This is a genomic window from Aquibacillus rhizosphaerae, from assembly GCF_030282825.1.
GTDB lineage: Bacteria > Bacillota > Bacilli > Bacillales > Amphibacillaceae > Aquibacillus_C > Aquibacillus_C rhizosphaerae.
Map to the genome: position 1 here is coordinate 58183 of NZ_JASTZU010000034.1, position 15881 is coordinate 74063.

Annotated in this window: 16 protein-coding genes and 1 riboswitch; of the genes, 14 read left to right on the plus strand and 2 right to left on the minus strand. The window is 33.1% G+C overall.

Going from position 1 to position 15881, the window contains the following annotated elements; translation table 11 throughout:
* Positions 1-122: 122 nt before the first annotated feature.
* The 10 genes from QQS35_RS09870 (at position 123) to QQS35_RS09915 (ending at position 10266) form a co-directional block, all read left to right on the plus strand.
* Positions 123-851 (plus strand): pseudouridine synthase, encoded by a 729-nt coding sequence (locus QQS35_RS09870; RefSeq protein WP_285931895.1) that lies wholly within the window; start codon positions 123-125, stop codon positions 849-851.
* A gap of 56 nt (positions 852-907) precedes the next feature.
* On the plus strand, positions 908-1474 hold the full coding sequence (gene resA / locus QQS35_RS09875) for a thiol-disulfide oxidoreductase ResA (protein WP_285931896.1): 567 nt from the start codon (positions 908-910) through the stop codon (positions 1472-1474).
* A 35-nt stretch (positions 1475-1509) separates the two neighbouring features.
* A complete protein-coding gene (locus tag QQS35_RS09880; protein WP_285931897.1) occupies positions 1510-3177 on the plus strand; it encodes a cytochrome c biogenesis protein ResB in 1668 nt (555 codons plus the stop codon).
* 29 nt (positions 3178-3206) lie between these two features.
* Positions 3207-4397, plus strand: a complete 1191-nt coding sequence (gene ccsB / locus QQS35_RS09885) for a c-type cytochrome biogenesis protein CcsB (protein ID WP_285931898.1) — start codon at positions 3207-3209, stop codon at positions 4395-4397.
* A 49-nt stretch (positions 4398-4446) separates the two neighbouring features.
* Complete coding sequence (locus tag QQS35_RS09890; protein ID WP_285931899.1) at positions 4447-5163, plus strand: response regulator transcription factor; 717 nt, start codon at positions 4447-4449, stop codon at positions 5161-5163.
* On the plus strand, positions 5163-6929 hold the full coding sequence (locus QQS35_RS09895; protein WP_285932051.1) for an ATP-binding protein: 1767 nt from the start codon (positions 5163-5165) through the stop codon (positions 6927-6929). Before QQS35_RS09890 ends, QQS35_RS09895 begins: the two co-directional genes overlap by 1 nt.
* Positions 6930-7008: 79 nt before the next feature.
* Positions 7009-7192, plus strand: a riboswitch (cobalamin riboswitch).
* Positions 7193-7460: 268 nt separating this feature from the next.
* A complete protein-coding gene (locus QQS35_RS09900; protein WP_285931900.1) occupies positions 7461-7862 on the plus strand; it encodes a DUF4430 domain-containing protein in 402 nt (133 codons plus the stop codon).
* A gap of 5 nt (positions 7863-7867) precedes the next feature.
* Positions 7868-8371: an ECF transporter S component gene (locus QQS35_RS09905; protein ID WP_285931901.1), complete on the plus strand. Its 504-nt coding sequence runs from the start codon at positions 7868-7870 to the stop codon at positions 8369-8371.
* A 169-nt stretch (positions 8372-8540) separates the two neighbouring features.
* A complete protein-coding gene (gene sigX, locus QQS35_RS09910; protein ID WP_285931902.1) occupies positions 8541-9098 on the plus strand; it encodes an RNA polymerase sigma factor SigX in 558 nt (185 codons plus the stop codon).
* Positions 9073-10266 carry a hypothetical protein gene (locus tag QQS35_RS09915; RefSeq protein WP_285931903.1) on the plus strand — a complete coding sequence of 398 codons (1194 nt, stop codon included), beginning with the start codon at positions 9073-9075 and terminating at the stop codon, positions 10264-10266. The genes sigX and QQS35_RS09915 overlap by 26 nt, the downstream gene beginning before the upstream one ends.
* A gap of 678 nt (positions 10267-10944) precedes the next feature.
* On the opposite strand, the gene QQS35_RS09920 is transcribed toward QQS35_RS09915, so the two are convergent.
* On the minus strand, positions 10945-11193 hold the full coding sequence (locus QQS35_RS09920; protein WP_285931904.1) for a ferredoxin: 249 nt from the start codon (positions 11191-11193) through the stop codon (positions 10945-10947).
* A gap of 286 nt (positions 11194-11479) precedes the next feature.
* Here QQS35_RS09920 and QQS35_RS09925 point away from each other — a divergent pair, with 286 nt between their 5' ends.
* From QQS35_RS09925 to QQS35_RS09940, 4 genes are read left to right on the plus strand one after another with little or no spacing between them, the layout of a single operon-like run.
* Positions 11480-12517, plus strand: a complete 1038-nt coding sequence (locus QQS35_RS09925; RefSeq protein ID WP_285931905.1) for a helix-turn-helix domain-containing protein — start codon at positions 11480-11482, stop codon at positions 12515-12517.
* 19 nt (positions 12518-12536) lie between these two features.
* The gene (locus QQS35_RS09930) at positions 12537-14087 is read left to right on the plus strand and encodes a RecQ family ATP-dependent DNA helicase (RefSeq protein WP_285931906.1); all 1551 of its coding nucleotides are present in this window, start codon (positions 12537-12539) and stop codon (positions 14085-14087) included.
* Complete coding sequence (locus QQS35_RS09935; RefSeq protein WP_285931907.1) at positions 14068-14664, plus strand: CPBP family intramembrane glutamic endopeptidase; 597 nt, start codon at positions 14068-14070, stop codon at positions 14662-14664. The genes QQS35_RS09930 and QQS35_RS09935 overlap by 20 nt, the downstream gene beginning before the upstream one ends.
* Positions 14651-15259, plus strand: a complete 609-nt coding sequence (locus QQS35_RS09940) for a LysM peptidoglycan-binding domain-containing protein (protein ID WP_285931908.1) — start codon at positions 14651-14653, stop codon at positions 15257-15259. Before QQS35_RS09935 ends, QQS35_RS09940 begins: the two co-directional genes overlap by 14 nt.
* 38 nt (positions 15260-15297) lie before the next feature.
* Here QQS35_RS09940 and QQS35_RS09945 read toward each other — a convergent pair whose 3' ends face one another.
* Positions 15298-15867 (minus strand): manganese catalase family protein, encoded by a 570-nt coding sequence (locus QQS35_RS09945; protein WP_285931909.1) that lies wholly within the window; start codon positions 15865-15867, stop codon positions 15298-15300.
* Positions 15868-15881 lie beyond the last annotated feature (14 nt).

A 15881-nucleotide genomic window follows, 5' to 3' on the forward strand; every position in this document is an offset into this window, starting at 1 on the left:
TACTAGTTATAAAATAATAGTGTGAATCAATCTGTGGAGGAAACCTAAGAATAATAGCATTTAGTTGATAAGTAACTTTTTTAATTCCGAGTTAAAAAAATCTAAAAAAATTTGGTGATATAATGGAAAGATTACAAAAAGTCATAGCACAAAGTGGAGTTACATCTCGAAGAAAAGCGGAAACATTAATTGAAGAAGGTAAAGTGAAAGTGAATGGAAAGATAGTAAAAACGTTAGGTACAAAAGTTGGGCAAAATGATGAGGTAGTAGTAAACGGAGTTCCATTAGAAAAAGAGCAACCTATCTATTTTTTGCTTTATAAACCTAGAGGAGTTATTTCTAGTGTTAAGGATGATAAAAATCGAAAAGTTGTTTTGGATCTTTTGCCAGAAGTGAATCAACGTGTTTTCCCTATCGGTAGACTCGACTATGATACATCTGGATTAATTCTGTTAACAAATGATGGAGAATTTGCAAATTTGCTCATGCACCCGAAACATGAAATTGAAAAAGTGTATGTGGCTAAAATAAAAGGAATTCCTATGAAGGAAGATCTTGCGCCTTTGAGAAAAGGAATTAAGATTGATGGAGAAAAATTAAAGGCGAAAAACGTGAAGATACTGTCAACAGATACGAAGAAAAATACTGCAATTATCCAGTTGATTCTAAATCAAGGAAAGAATAGACAAATTAGAAGAATGATGGAGGCAATTAATTTTCCTGTTGATAAATTAAAACGTGAACGATACGGTTCTTTAACCCTAGAAGGACTTAATGCCGGTGAATCAAGAGAGTTAACTCCACATGAAGTAAAACAGCTAAAAACAGAAGCAACAAAAACTGTCAAATAAAGTTCATAATTACATCTTGATTTTAGTGATACAATGGGCAAGGGAGTGTGAGAAATTTGAGTAAAGTCGAAGAAGCAAAAAAACAAAAAAGAAATAAGAAGAAAAAAAGGCTTCTCTTTCGCTCCATTATTTTACTTGCCTTATTAGCAGCATTAATTTTTGCACTTATATCAAACTTCAACAATGATGAAGCATCATTAGGTGTAGGTGATCAAGCTCCACCTTTTCAATTAAAGCAATTAAATGGAGATGCTGAAACACTAAATTTAGCTGATTTAGAAGGTAAGGGAATTATGCTGAATTTTTGGGCAACGTATTGTAAACCATGTGAAGATGAAATGCCGTACATGCAATCTTTATATCCAAAGTATAAGGATGATATAGAAATTGTCGCAGTAAGTGTTGATGCAACACAATTAGTAATTGACCGTTTTGTTGACAATTATAATTTGACATTTCCAATTTTACATGATAACAAGGAGCAAGTAATGGATTTATATAATGTTGGCCCATTACCGACAACTTATTTTATAAATCCAGATGGGGAAATTGTAGAAGTAGTTTCTGGTCCGTTAACTTTAGAACGACTTGATGGTTATTTACAACAAATACTGCCGGAGTAATCTAAGAAACGTACCAATAATTGTGAGGGGTTAAAATGAGGGAAATTAAATGTGATGCCTGTCATCATATTAATCGAGAAGGTACTGAGTTATGTGAATCATGTGGAAAGCCGCTTGTTGAAAAACAACAAGCGGAAGGAAAAGAAACAAAGAAATTACTAAATATGCGTTACGACGGTAGTTCGCGCCGTTCCATGACGTACAATAAATCTGTGGTAGATCGAGTTTGGAACTTTTTTTCGTCAGTAAAAGTAGGAGTCACTTTAATTGTCATTACATTGATTGCTTCAGCTGTTGGAACTATTTTGCCACAACAAATGTACATCCCACAGAACGTACAACCGGAAGTGCATTACAAAGATCAATATGGTTTAATTGGACAAATTTATTATCAACTAGGTCTTCATGAACTGTATAGTTCATGGTGGTATATGATTTTAATCGCTTTAATAGGTATATCTATTATTATTGCAAGTATCGATCGTGTTGTGCCTTTGTACCGAGCATTAAAAAATCAAAAACCAACTAGACATACTACCTTTATACAACGTCAGCGGCTACATAGTAAAACAGACGACGTTACGGATGCGGACAAGCATACTTTTATAAGTAACCTTAAGAGAATGCGATATAAAGTAACAGAAGATAATGGACATGTACTTGCAGAAAAGGGACGTTTCTCAAGATGGGGCCCGTATGTTAATCACGTAGGGTTAATTATCTTTTTACTCGGTGCCTTATTACGTTTTGTACCATTTATGTATATAGATGATTTTGTTTGGGTGCGAGAAGGAGAAACGGTTGTCGTTCCCGATACAAATGGTGAGTATTTTATTGAAAACAAAGATTTTATTATAGAAACATATGGTGATAGTGAAGAAGACACTAGATTTAAAGAAGCCTTAGAAAATCAAAGTGGGCCAATTGCTAAAAACTTTCAAACAAATGCGGTTATTTATCGAAATGTTGAGACGGTTGTAGGGGCAGAACCGCAACTTGAAAAGTTTAAAGAAGATAGTATTTTAGTAAATCATGCGCTAAAATTCGATGGTTTCGCATTGTATCAAACTAGTTATCAATTGAACGAATTTAAATCTATGTCTTTTATCATCCATGAAACAAATGATGCGGATGAAACTGAATTAGCTAGTTTTAAGGTCGATTTAACCAACCCGGCTGAAGAATATCAATTAGATAATGGTTTTAGAGTTATGATTGATCAATATTTTCCTGATTACTATATCGATGACGGGGAACCAAGATCTCAAACGAAAAATCCTAAAAATCCCGCTTTTGTCTTTTTGGTTTATCCACCGGATAGTAGTGAACCAGAGGTCAGTTTTGCTGGTATAGGTAGAAACGTTGATGCAAGTGGAGAAAATCAATATAAAGTAGGTCTTCAAGACTTTGAAGTAAGAGACGTTACTGGCTTGACTGTTCGAAAAGATTATACCTTACCTATATTAGGACTAGGCGGCATTATTTTTATGATTGGTGTTATTCAGGGAATGTATTGGCAACATAGAAGAGTTTGGATTCATCCCAAAAACAATGGTTTGTGGCTAGCGGCACACACTAATAAAAACTGGTTTGGTATCAAAAAAGATATCGAAAAAGCAATTATGAAGACTAACATTAATATGGTAGTTGATCAAGAACAGGAAGAACAAGAGTTGCAAAAGCAACAAGAGCAAAATAAATAAGTATTCAGGTCTTAAGAAGGAGTGAAAAAATGGGGGATTTAATAACGCTAAGTGGTAATTTTTTATACTTAGCTTTTATTTTATATTTAATAGCAACTTTTTTCTTTGCAGGAACAATACGAGATAAAAAAACAGAAGGAACAAGTACTTTTTCGAGTAAGGTAGCGATTTCTCTAACTATTCTTGGGTTTATTTCTCAGACTGGATATTTCATAACCAGATGGATGGCCAGTGGACATGCGCCAGTTAGTAATTTATTTGAATTTACTACCTTCTTTGGTATGATGCTTGTTTTTTCCTTTATCATAATATATTTTATTTATCGATTAAATATACTAGGACTTTTTGCATTACCTATAGCTTTATTGATTATTGCATATGCAAGCATGTTCCCAAAAGAAATATCTCCTTTAGTACCATCGTTAAAAAGCCATTGGCTTTATATCCATGTAACGACTGTCTCATTAGGTGAAGCTATTTTGGCCGTGAGTTTTGCGGCAGGTTTAATATATTTAATTAAAGAAATCGATCAAACTGTTAGAAGTAAACGCACTACTTGGCTCGAGATTGTTATCTATTCTATCTTGGCTACTTTGGGATTCATTATAATTTCGACTACTTTTAATGCATTAAATTATAACGCTACGTTTGAATTTCCATTTGAAGGAGATATCTCTTCCGTAGATTATCAGCTTCCTCCTTTAGCAGGTCCAAATGAGGGAACATTATTAACAACCGAAAGAATGAATCCGTTATTTGAAGTGCCAAGCTGGATGCAAGGTGTAAACGCGGCTAGAAAGTTTAATACTTTGTTATGGTCTTTAATAACTGGATTAGGTTTATATATAATTGCTCGTGCAGTATTAAGAAAGAGAATTGCAGCAGCGATTCAACCGTTATTGAAAAAAACAAAATCAGATTTGTTAGATGAAGTTTCCTATCGTGCAGTAGCAATAGGATTTCCAGTATTCACTTTAGGTGGCCTAATCTTTGCAATGATTTGGGCTCAAGAAGCTTGGAACAGATACTGGGGTTGGGACCCTAAAGAAGTATGGGCGCTAATCACATGGTTCTTTTATGCTGCGTTCCTACATTTAAGGTTATCGCGTGGTTGGCATGGCGAAAGATCTGCTTGGTTAGCTGTAATAGGTTTTGCTATCATCATGTTTAATTTAATTGCGGTTAATCTAATAATTGCTGGGTTACACTCTTATGCTTAAATTTAGCAAACTTCAGTAAAAAAGAATGTACCTATAGGGGGTAAAAGGGATGGAAAATAGCGGAAGCATTTTAGTTGTTGATGATGAAGAAAGAATCAGACGTCTAATTCGAATGTATTTAGAGCGAGAAAACTATATTGTTGATGAGGCTGAAGATGGTGAGAAGGGATTAGAGTTAGCATTAGAAAATGATTATGATGTTATTCTTCTTGATATCATGATGCCTGGTAAAGATGGGATTGAAGTTTGTAAAGAAATTAGAGAACAAAAAACAACTCCAGTGATTATGCTTACAGCAAAAGGAGAAGAAGCAAACCGAATTCAGGGATTTGAAGTAGGAACAGATGATTATATTGTTAAACCTTTTAGTCCTAGAGAAGTAGTATTAAGAGTTAAAGCGTTATTGAGAAGATCTTCATCTACACAGTTCGTAAAGACGGATAATACAACGAAAGATATGTTAGAATTTCCACACCTACTCATTGATAATGATGCGCATAGGGTACTAGCTGATGACAAAGAAGTTGGATTAACTCCTAAAGAGTATGAGTTACTCTATTTTCTTGCAAGGGCACCTGACAAAGTTTTTGACCGTGAGCAATTGCTAAAAGAAGTTTGGAAATATGAATTCTTTGGTGATTTGCGTACAGTAGATACACATGTAAAAAGACTCCGTGAAAAATTAAATAAAGTTTCAAAAGATGCTGCGAAAATGATCGTAACAGTTTGGGGTGTCGGCTACAAATTTGAAGTAGCTAGTGAATGATGTTTTGGAGAAGTGTGGTAGGTAAGCTTTGGATTACATTTTTACTACTCGTTTCAGTAGTATTAGCTATACTATCCTTTCTATTATTAGAATTTTTTCAGAACTTCCATGTAGTTGAAGCAGAAAAAGACTTAATGCAAACAGCAACTAAAATAACAGTTATGATTGAACAATATGATGATCGAGAGTTAATTCTAGAAACTGTCGAAAGAGTCAAGGATCCAACAAGCAGAGTGGTTATCTTCTTTGATGATAATGACCACTGGGTGTCTGACAGTACAGATAATGATTTACCAGAAATAACTTCGGATTGGATTACAAAACAAGACGATTTGGTTACAGTACTAGAAACAAAAAACGATATAAAAAAGCAAAAACAACTTCCAAATGAAAATGAAGTTATGATTGTTGGTACTGCTATCCAAGATGATAGTGGTGCAGTATATGTTTATCAATCTTTAACTGCTGTACAGGAAACGACTAAACAAACTACTCAAATTATATTACTTGGAGCAGGAATTGCGATTGTTTTAACAACGATATTTGCATTTTTTCTATCTACAAGAATAACATCTCCTCTAATTAAAATGAGAGAAGGAGCTTTTGAGTTAGCAAAAGGTGAATTTAATACGAAAGTACCAATCTTAACACATGATGAGATTGGTGAATTAGCAATGGCTTTTAATCGAATGGGAAGACAGTTGAAATATCACATTAATGCGCTTAGACAAGAGAAAGAGCAGTTATATAGTATTCTTAGTTCCATGGTAGATGGTGTTATTACTCTGAACAGGAAAGCAGAGATTATTGTGTCTAATCCACCAGCAGAAAAGTTTTTACAAGATTGGCATTATGAACACAATTTAGCTCCTAAAGAGACTAAAGTATTACCAGAGGAATTACAAGAATTATTAGCAGAAGTAATTGCTTCAGAAAAAGAGCTATCGAAAGAAACGTTTATCCAAGGACGTAATTGGGTTTTAATTATGTCACCATTATATGACCAAACGTATGTCCGTGGTGTAGTTGCTGTAATTAGGGATATGACTGAAGAACGCCGTTTAGATAAGTTAAGAGAAGATTTCATCGCTAATGTTTCTCATGAATTACGCACACCTATCTCACTGTTGCAAGGTTATAGTGAAGCGATTGTAGACGATATAGCAGAGAGCAAAGAGGATAAAAATGAATTAGCTAAAATTATCCATGATGAATCGTTAAGAATTGGTAGATTAGTAAACGAATTACTTGATTTAGCTAGGATGAAAGCTGGTCATATACAATTAAATAAAGAAACGGTCAATGTACAACTTTATCTAGAGCGGATTATTAGGAAATTCCAAGGTCTAGCATCTGAAAAGAATATAACATTAAATTTGGTTTTGGAAACTAAGGTCGAAAATCTATATATTGATCCGGATCGAATTGAACAAGTGTTTACTAATTTAATTGATAACGCAATTAATCATACCGAACAAAAAGGTATAGTATCAATTAAAGTAAGTGCGCTGAAGGATTTCCTGCAATTTAGTGTTATTGACAATGGTTCAGGCATAGCTCAGGAAGATTTACCTTTCGTGTTTGAACGTTTTTATAAAGCTGATAAGTCAAGAAAAAGAACTAAAGCAAAAAAGGGTACTGGATTAGGATTGGAAATCGCGAAGAATATCGTAGAAGCGCATCAAGGGTCGATAACTGTCCATAGTAAACTAGAAGAAGGAACAACATTCACGTTTAAAATTCCAAATATTAGCGAAAAAAATTAAATAATGTTGAATCATCTTGTTACTTATGAAACAAAAACTTCCTTTTAGAAAATGCCTGTGATAGAATTACTTTTGATAATTGAATAGTAACGATTTTGGTCTCTTAAAGATAATAAAAGGGAACCTGGTGTAACTCCGGGACTGTCCTCGCAACTGTAAATGCGTACGAAATGAGTAAACCACTGTATAATTAGTTATATGGGAAGGACTCAGAAGTAGGATGATGCATAAGTCAGTAAACCTGCCAGAATCATTATATGTCAAATCTTCGAGGATTGAGCATTTGAGATAGCCATTGATTAAATCACAAGGGAAAACTGTGTTTTTTAAACTTGCTGTCTTGAAAACTTATCCTAATTAGGATAAGTTTTTTTATTTATTTAGCAAATAATAAAAAGCATGGATTCACTAGTGGAAAATAAGTAATTATTAAGTTTTTAGTTGGATATTGCTTACGTATGTGATTACATATTTCAATGTTATTTCTTTGCTTATTATTCTCAACAACATTATAACGGAGGTATAGTTAATATGAAAAAGTTTTATGTAAGTTTATTATCGCTATTTTTAGCGGTTGGCTTGCTAGTTGGTTGTGGACAAGAAAATACGAATCAAGAAAATACCCAAACAGCTGAAACAGAAACTGAAGAATCTGTCGCTATCACAATCTCACAAGATAATGGTGCTGAAGTAATAGCAGAAGAAGAGATAGCTATTGAAGATGGTGCGATTTTAATGGATGTTTTAAAAGAAAACTTCGAAATTGAGGAAACAGATGGTTTTATTACAGGTATTGAGGGCGTAACGTCTGCTGAAGGTGAAGAGAAGTATTGGATGTATGACGTTAATGGTGAACCAGCAACTTTAGGGGCTAATGAATTAGAGTTAAGTCCTGATGATGAGGTTGTATTTGATTTGCATGGCATGGAATGATCTAAGTGAACACCTATAAACTGACTTTAATTGCTGTCTTAGCTTCACTAGCAGTTGTAGGGCGGTTTGCGTTTAATTTTCTACCAAATGTTCAACCAGTATCTACAATTATAATCATATGTGGTTTTTTTCTAGGGCCTTTTGCTGCAATTGTTTTAGCTATTCTTACAACGTATTTGTCAAACTTGATTCTCGGAATGGGAATCTGGACGATATGGCAAATTGTAGCATGGGCCTTAATTGGTGGTTTAGGTGGATGCATAGGATTGTTATCCTTAAAACGCCCACTTTATCCTCTAATTGTTTTTGCAGTATTTAGTGGGTATCTATATGGCTTTATTGTATCTTTAGCTACGTTCACAGTGTCAGGTAAATTTATACCTTACTATTTGGCAGGATTACCTTTTGATACATACCATGCAATAGGAAATGGTCTATTTATGTTTGTATTATTCCCTATACTTTCTAAGATATTTAACCGCTATAAGAAACAATGGATTGTTGATTGATCCAAAATACCAACGAAAAATGTTGGTATTTTTTTTGTTTTCTTATAATATAGAGTGGAGCAACTTAGTAGATATACATAACTAGTAATTGAAATTAGAAACCATGTACTATGTTTGTAACTTTTCGATACATAATAACGACAATTATTAATGAACGGGGGGTCTGAACATGAGGACCGCTTTTGACGACATTTATGATAACTATCATAAGGACTTATTTCAATTTGTTTTTTATATGGTTAAAGATAAGCAGCAAACAGAAGACATAGTGCAAGAAGTTTACATTAAAGTACTGCATTCCTATGAAACGTTTAAAGGCGAAAGCAGTGAGAAGACATGGTTGTTTTCGATTGCTAGGCATGTCACGATTGACTTTTTTAGAAAACAACAACGTAAAAGAAAACGAATAATGGATTTTTTTGACTGGGGAGAAAAAGGACATCTGATAAAAGGTGAAGATGCTTTGCCTGAAGAAATCACGTTGCTAAATGATGAAATGGCAAGAGTCTATCATTGTTTAGACCAATGTAGTATAGATCAAAAAAGTGTGATTATATTAAGATATATTCAATCTTTTTCTATAGAAGAAACTGCAAGCACATTAAACTGGAGTATTAGTAAAGTTAAAACAACGCAACATAGAGCAATGAAAACAATAAAATCCTTATTAAATGATATGGATAGAGAGGAGGGGGCTTCTGGTGACTCACAACAAAGAAGAGGATGAAATAAAATTCCTGCTTAAAGATATGCCTCGAATTCAAGATGACCAAACAAAAGAGCAATTATATACGAAAATTACAAATGAGTTAGATGATAAACAATCAGGTTCTAATAAAAAAGTAAGGTTAACCTGGATGGTCCCTTCTTTATTATCTATTGCAGTTTTATTTTTAGTCGTAGTTATTGTTCAAAACTCTAATTCAAACGACATGGCTAATGAATCTTTATCTGGTGATCAAGAAACAGCTACAGAAGAAAGTGCAGATTCAGCCACATTTGAAATAGCGGAGGAAAAAGCAGAATCTAGTCAAGCAAATGAGGCAGAAGGGTCAATGGAAGATTCAGCTTTAATGGACACTGCTCTTTCTAGTCATTTAGTGTTTGAAGATGACTTAAATCGTACTATTATTCATTTGGCTGGGACAGAACCAAACCTACAAAGTGTAATCCCGGTTACTTTAATTGAACAAAATAATAATAGAGAACCAGAACATTACTATAATCAATTAGATCTTTATGTCAATGAGGATGAGTTAGGTATAACATTAATTTCTTTTGAAGGAATCACATTTGATCTATTAGAAGAAGAGAATCGAGTTGTAGGAAGGGTCAAAGAAGATTTTAAAATAAAAGAAGGGACCGCTTTTGCAAATATGTTTGTAAAAGTTCTATCCACGATGTTTACTCCATTACAGATTGAAGAAATTATAGTAGAAAGTGATCAGTTGAGCGAAAGTCAATTTGGACCGCTTGATGTTGAAGACAATAGGTTACCTTTGATAAATGAAGAAAAACTTGGTTACAAAGTATATCAATTTTCTAATAATCATCCTGAGTTATTAGTTCCAACTTATAGAAACTTTGATACAATCGAAGAAGCTCTAGCAGAAATGCAGAAAAGTGAGCCTGAATTTAATTTAAAAGCTGCTATCCCTAACGATACTTCTTATACTTTAGAAGGGATTGAGAATCAACTAACTATCACATTTACTGATTCAGAACAATTCGGAAATAATCAAATAACAGTAAATATGATTGAATCGATTTTAATGACAGCAAAAAGTTATGGATTCACAGAAGTGCAATTTCAACTTCCTATAGATCATGTGGGCGAGTATACATTTGATGCCCCAATCCAAATACCAATTGCAGTGAACCCATACGATGATTAAATAATTTCAAACAAAACCAATCCTTAAGTGGATTGGTTTTTAATATAGCTTGTTCTCTTCTTTCTTATAGATGAAAGAGACAGAAGAGTTAGCAAACTAAAAAAGAAGAGATTGCTAGGATTGGGAAAGTGAAACAATAACATGTTAAAATAACAGATAAGTGTATTTTCTATTTTAGTATTCAATTATTTAGATTTTTATTAAAAAACAAATAGGAATGATTATAGGAATCAACAAACTGTAATCAATACAATTTCCTCAAAAATTGAAGTTTATTTGAATGGAAAGAGGTTACACACAAAATCGAATGATTAGGTATATCAAAAAAACATTAGTTCAAATGGAAAAAGATCGATCAACGGAAATTGGACAACAGTAGTCGCGGTTTACTTGCTTTTTAGAAATAGTGATGTTCCTAGAAATGTGTTAGGTGGGAGATTAGAAGTTATTGAAAACATCTCACATAGCAATCTCGGAGGATCAAAGGATAAAACAATGGGAGGAAAAATTGGGTGGAAGTGGATAGTTTTATACTCAACACTTTAGAATTTTAGATAGCTTAAAAACAGGATGTATAGTTGCATTGGTGAAAATTTAGTTAGAAGGAAAATTAAATGAAATTATAACTAGCTTAACTCATATCCCCTCCTTAGGAGAGGAGTTAATTTATTTAAAAGATTATTTACACTTTACTGGAGAACCTTGAAACGGTTTCTCTGCTATTTTTATCGAATCTGTAGGACAACCTTCATAGGCATCATACATATCATCTTCTAAAATAGTTGGAATGTCAGTTGTTCCTTCATTGTTATCAAGCAAAACAAAAGCAATGCCTTCATCGTCATAATCAAATATGTCAGGTGCAGTTGCACCACAAGCTCCACAGGCTATACATGTTTCTTTATCAACAATTGTAAATTTAGACATCTGTACCCTCCTATAGAATGAAACTTCAATAAGTCTCTTATTAGTAATCATTGTTCCTAAGGTGACCAAAAATCAGCCTACCTATTAGTGCTTCGTTAGATCTTATATACGTCCTTTGGGTCGTGCTTGTTTGCCCTAATAATGATATTTAAAGAATCTCAACTACCGTAGTTGTTTAGATAAAACTTATTTCTATTGTAAAGCTGTTGGATATGCTTTTCAATCATTCCATTTACTATTATAGTATATTTTGTTAGAAACATTATGAGAAAAAGGGGATAGTTTTGTGTTCTCATTGATAATTCTAGAATGTATGATTAAATTAAGGGCAGAAAGAAGTGTAACATCCATCTACCATCTTATTATTGGAAAAAGATCCTCTCAAACACTACAAGATGTGTATCTTTATAAACTAACAAGTTATTTTGGAATTTTAAAATCATTAAATAGAAAAGAGTTTGACACGCATATAGAAGAACTAGTCACAGAAGGATTATTTTCCATTGATAATGATGGACTAGCAACTATTTCATCTAAAGGCCGTTCATATTACGAACGAAACCAAGAGGATTTTCAGTTGAAAGATTTTAATGGGTTGAATTACGATAGAATTAGTGAAAATTTTCAATTAAGAATGCAATTATTAATACAAACAATAACGAATCGAAAATTAAATAATTCTACTTTTATAGCAATAACTGATAATAAACAAGTTCAACAATGGGTGAAACAAACCTATTTCATTCACAGAAACCAATTGGAACACTTATTAAGTGGCCTCTATAATGAATTGTTGTTATTTTTAAATGGTTTGACAGATAAGGAAGCATCGTTATTTGTTCACCGACTTACTGGATATGAAAAAATAGGTTTAAGTAAAAATCAGTTAGCTATAAAATATGACATGACAAAAACAGATGTAGAATTAAATCTTGTTTTAATAAATCATAAGCTATTAAATGATTTATTACAGGATAACTCAACATATAATTATCTGTCTATCTTCCTTAAAGGCTTGAATGATACCTATTTCATTACAGATACCGCTGCCCAAACATACCAACTACTGATTCGTGGCTATAGTATAGATCAGATTTCAAAAAATCGCCGGTTAAAAGTAAGTACAATCGAGGATCATGTTGTAGAGATTGCTTATATTGATGATAAATTTTCAATTCGCCCATTTCTTAGTGAACATGAAGAAAAAGAGATTGTTGTTGCAGTAGAAACCGTTAATTCAAAACGCTTAAAAAAAATTAAAACTAGTTTAAATGATAAATATAGTTATTTTCAAATTCGTCTTGTTTTGGCTATAAATCGCTAGCCGTAAAGGAGTCCTTTAAATGAATGACAAATTAGAAAGTTATATGAAGGAATATATGGGTCATCCTACGTTTAGAACAGGGCAAAAAGAAATCATAAATGATATTTTAAAAGGAAAAAGTGTTCTAGGAATATTACCTACAGGTTCCGGTAAATCATTATGTTACCAACTACCTGCACGTATCCTTGATGGGGTTGTTGTAGTAGTTTCACCGTTAATTTCCTTAATGATTGATCAAGTTAAACAGTTAAAAGCTTCAGGTTTTAAACAGGTAATAGCTATCAATAGTTTTTTGGATTATTCCCAAAAGCATCAAGCATACCAGCAAATAGATAAATATAAACTTATTTATGCCTCTCCAGAAATGCTACAAAACAGTCAATTTATGAAGCAGTTGTCTAGATTGAAAGTTGCATTATTTGTAATTGATGAAGCACACTGTATATCACAGTGGGGGCATGAATTTAGACCTGATTACTTAAAGTTAGATACAGTAATTACAAAACTGAAAAACCCTCCAGTATTAGCATTAAGTGCAACCGCGACACCAGAAGTTCAAAAAGATATTATTTTTCAACTTAAGTGCCCATCGATGAATAAACATATCTATCCGATGGATAGAGATAATATTGCCTTTGTTGTTCAACATGTAGAAAATGAAAACAAAAAAGTAGCATTATTAAAAGAAGTATTACAAGAGTTTTCAATACCAACGATGATTTACTTTTCTAGTAGGAAATCGGCTGAACAAGTAGCAGAACTATTAAGGATAGATCTCCCTAATCGGAATATTGCATTTTACCATGGAGGAATGGATCAAACGGATCGTATATTAATACAACAACAGTTTATGAATGAGCAATTAGATATCATTTGTTGTACAAGCGCCTTTGGGATGGGAATAAATAAAAAAAATGTTAGACTTGTCGTTCATTTCCACCTCCCTACACAAATCGAGTCATTTATTCAGGAAGTAGGTAGAGCAGGAAGGGATGGAGAATCAAGCGTTAGTCTGGTCCTTGCAACACCTAATGAAGATGTATTGCCAAGGCGTTTAATAGAAACTGAATTACCAGCAATTGAACAAGTGGGATTGCTTGTAGATTATGTTATTTTTTTATCCCAAGAAAAAGGTATAACTTTGATAGATGAAGACGATATGCAACTAAGGTTTCAATTAAGTAAAACACAATGGAGATTTTTAAAGTATCATTTTGAAAATCATGGTATGATAAAAGAAAGTCGAATATTGACGAAAGTCTATGCAGAATGGAAGTCTGTTTTAAAAAATGTACAAAGGGTAATCTCACAACGAAATGAATTAAAGTTAGAAAAATTATCACAATTATTAGATTGGTTAAATAGCAACAAATGTAGAAGAATTCAATTATTTGCACCCTTTCAATATTCGGTAAGTCCTCCAAAGTATATGTGTTGCGATCGATGTGATTTTTCTTTTACTAAATGGAATCCACGTTTAGTCGAAAGTAAGAATTCTTCAGGAAATTGGGTAGATGAATTGAAGCTGTTATTGTTACAAGGGGATGAAAATGAAAAACAAACAAGCTGAGCTGATTAAGCGCATGTCCAGTAATCAGTTAAAACAACAAGTCTATTTATCTCAACTCCTCATTTTAGTAGTAGGAATTGTATTTAGCTTCATTGTTTTTGAATCGATTACCGACTGGGTTAAATTGTTTGAAATTAATTCATCTCAATGGCTATATTATGGTGTGATTCCAGGATTTATCGTAGTTTTAGTTGACCTGTTATTAATGACACTACTCCCAAAAAGCTATCTTGATGATGGGGGGATTAACGAGAAACTATTTAAAAATTGCAGCTTTGTTGAAATCTTTGTTATAGCGCTTTTGGTTTCTATATCTGAAGAGGTTTTATTTCGAGGTGTTGTACAAACGTCATTTGGGTATATACCAGCAAGCTTATTATTCGCTTTAATTCATATAAGGTATTTGTCCAAGCCAATCTTATTATGCTCGATTGTTGTACTTAGTTTTTATTTGGGATATATGTTTGAGGTAACACATAATCTTTTTGTTACCATTATAGCCCATTTTATTATTGATTTTACTTTAGCATTAATTATACGATTTCGAAGTAAAGGAGATTCCAATGTCAGAGGATAAATTTAAAGATCAGGCTTATGACTTAAGAAACATGATGAACCAAATAAATGATTCAAGTGAGAGCGAACCAAATACATCAAGTTCTTTAAATGAAGAAATGGAATCTGATGAACATGTGAACGTATTAAATCTTCCGCCAAGAAGTCAGACTCATGCCAATAATAAAACAAAAACGAAGTGGAAGATTAGTTTTCCATTAATCCGATTTTTATTTGTCTTATTCCTTCTTATAGTAGGATTAGTATTAACGTTTACCTTTTGGGGGAATAAAGAAATATTTTCATCGTCTACACCAAACGTTTCAGATACAACTATAGCGGGAGAATTGGTTAAAATAGGATCACAGAAACAAAAAACTCTTGAGGCTGTTAGTAGTCAAGTTGAAGAAGAAGTTGATACGGAAACTATTAAACAACAGGAATCCTTTGATAATGATATAGAATACTATGAAGTTAAGGCAGGGGATACACTGAAGTCTATAGCGATGAATTACTATGGAAGTGAATCTGGAATAGAATTAATTGTTAAAGAGAATGATTTAAAAGATAGAAATATTCGTATAGGTCAATCACTTGTTATTCCTGATGAGAAATAGGAAGTAGGGCTAGATTTACTCTAGCCCTACTTCCTAAATCAAAATATTATTTTCTTATCGCGTTCATCTTTTAAAATCTCAGCAGCTTCTCTAAACCTTTGTGAATGGACAATCTCTCTTTCTCTTAAAAACTTTAAGCTATCATTTAATTCTGGATCATCAGAAACATTAATAATCCACTGATAGGTAGCTCTTGCTTTTTCTTCAGCAGCAATATCTTCGTAAATGTCTGCAATCGGATCCCCCTTTGCTTGAATGTATTCCGCTGTCCAGGGATTACCAGCTGAATTATGGTAAAAAAGCGCGCTATCATGGTTTACATAGTGGGGAGCTAATCCTGCTTCTTTAAGCATTTCTGGTGTGGCATCTTTTGTAAGTTTATAGATCATTGTTGCTATCATCTCAAGGTGTGCGAATTCTTCAGTTCCAATATCATTTAAAAGACCTACTACTTTAGAAGGAATCGTATAGCGCTGGTTTAAATAACGTAATGCGGCCGAAAGTTCTCCATCAGCCCCACCGTATTGTTCGATTAAATATTTGGCTAGTCGAGGATTACACTCTCTAACCTTAACGGGATATTGTAATTTTTTTTCATAATACCACACACTATTATCTCCTT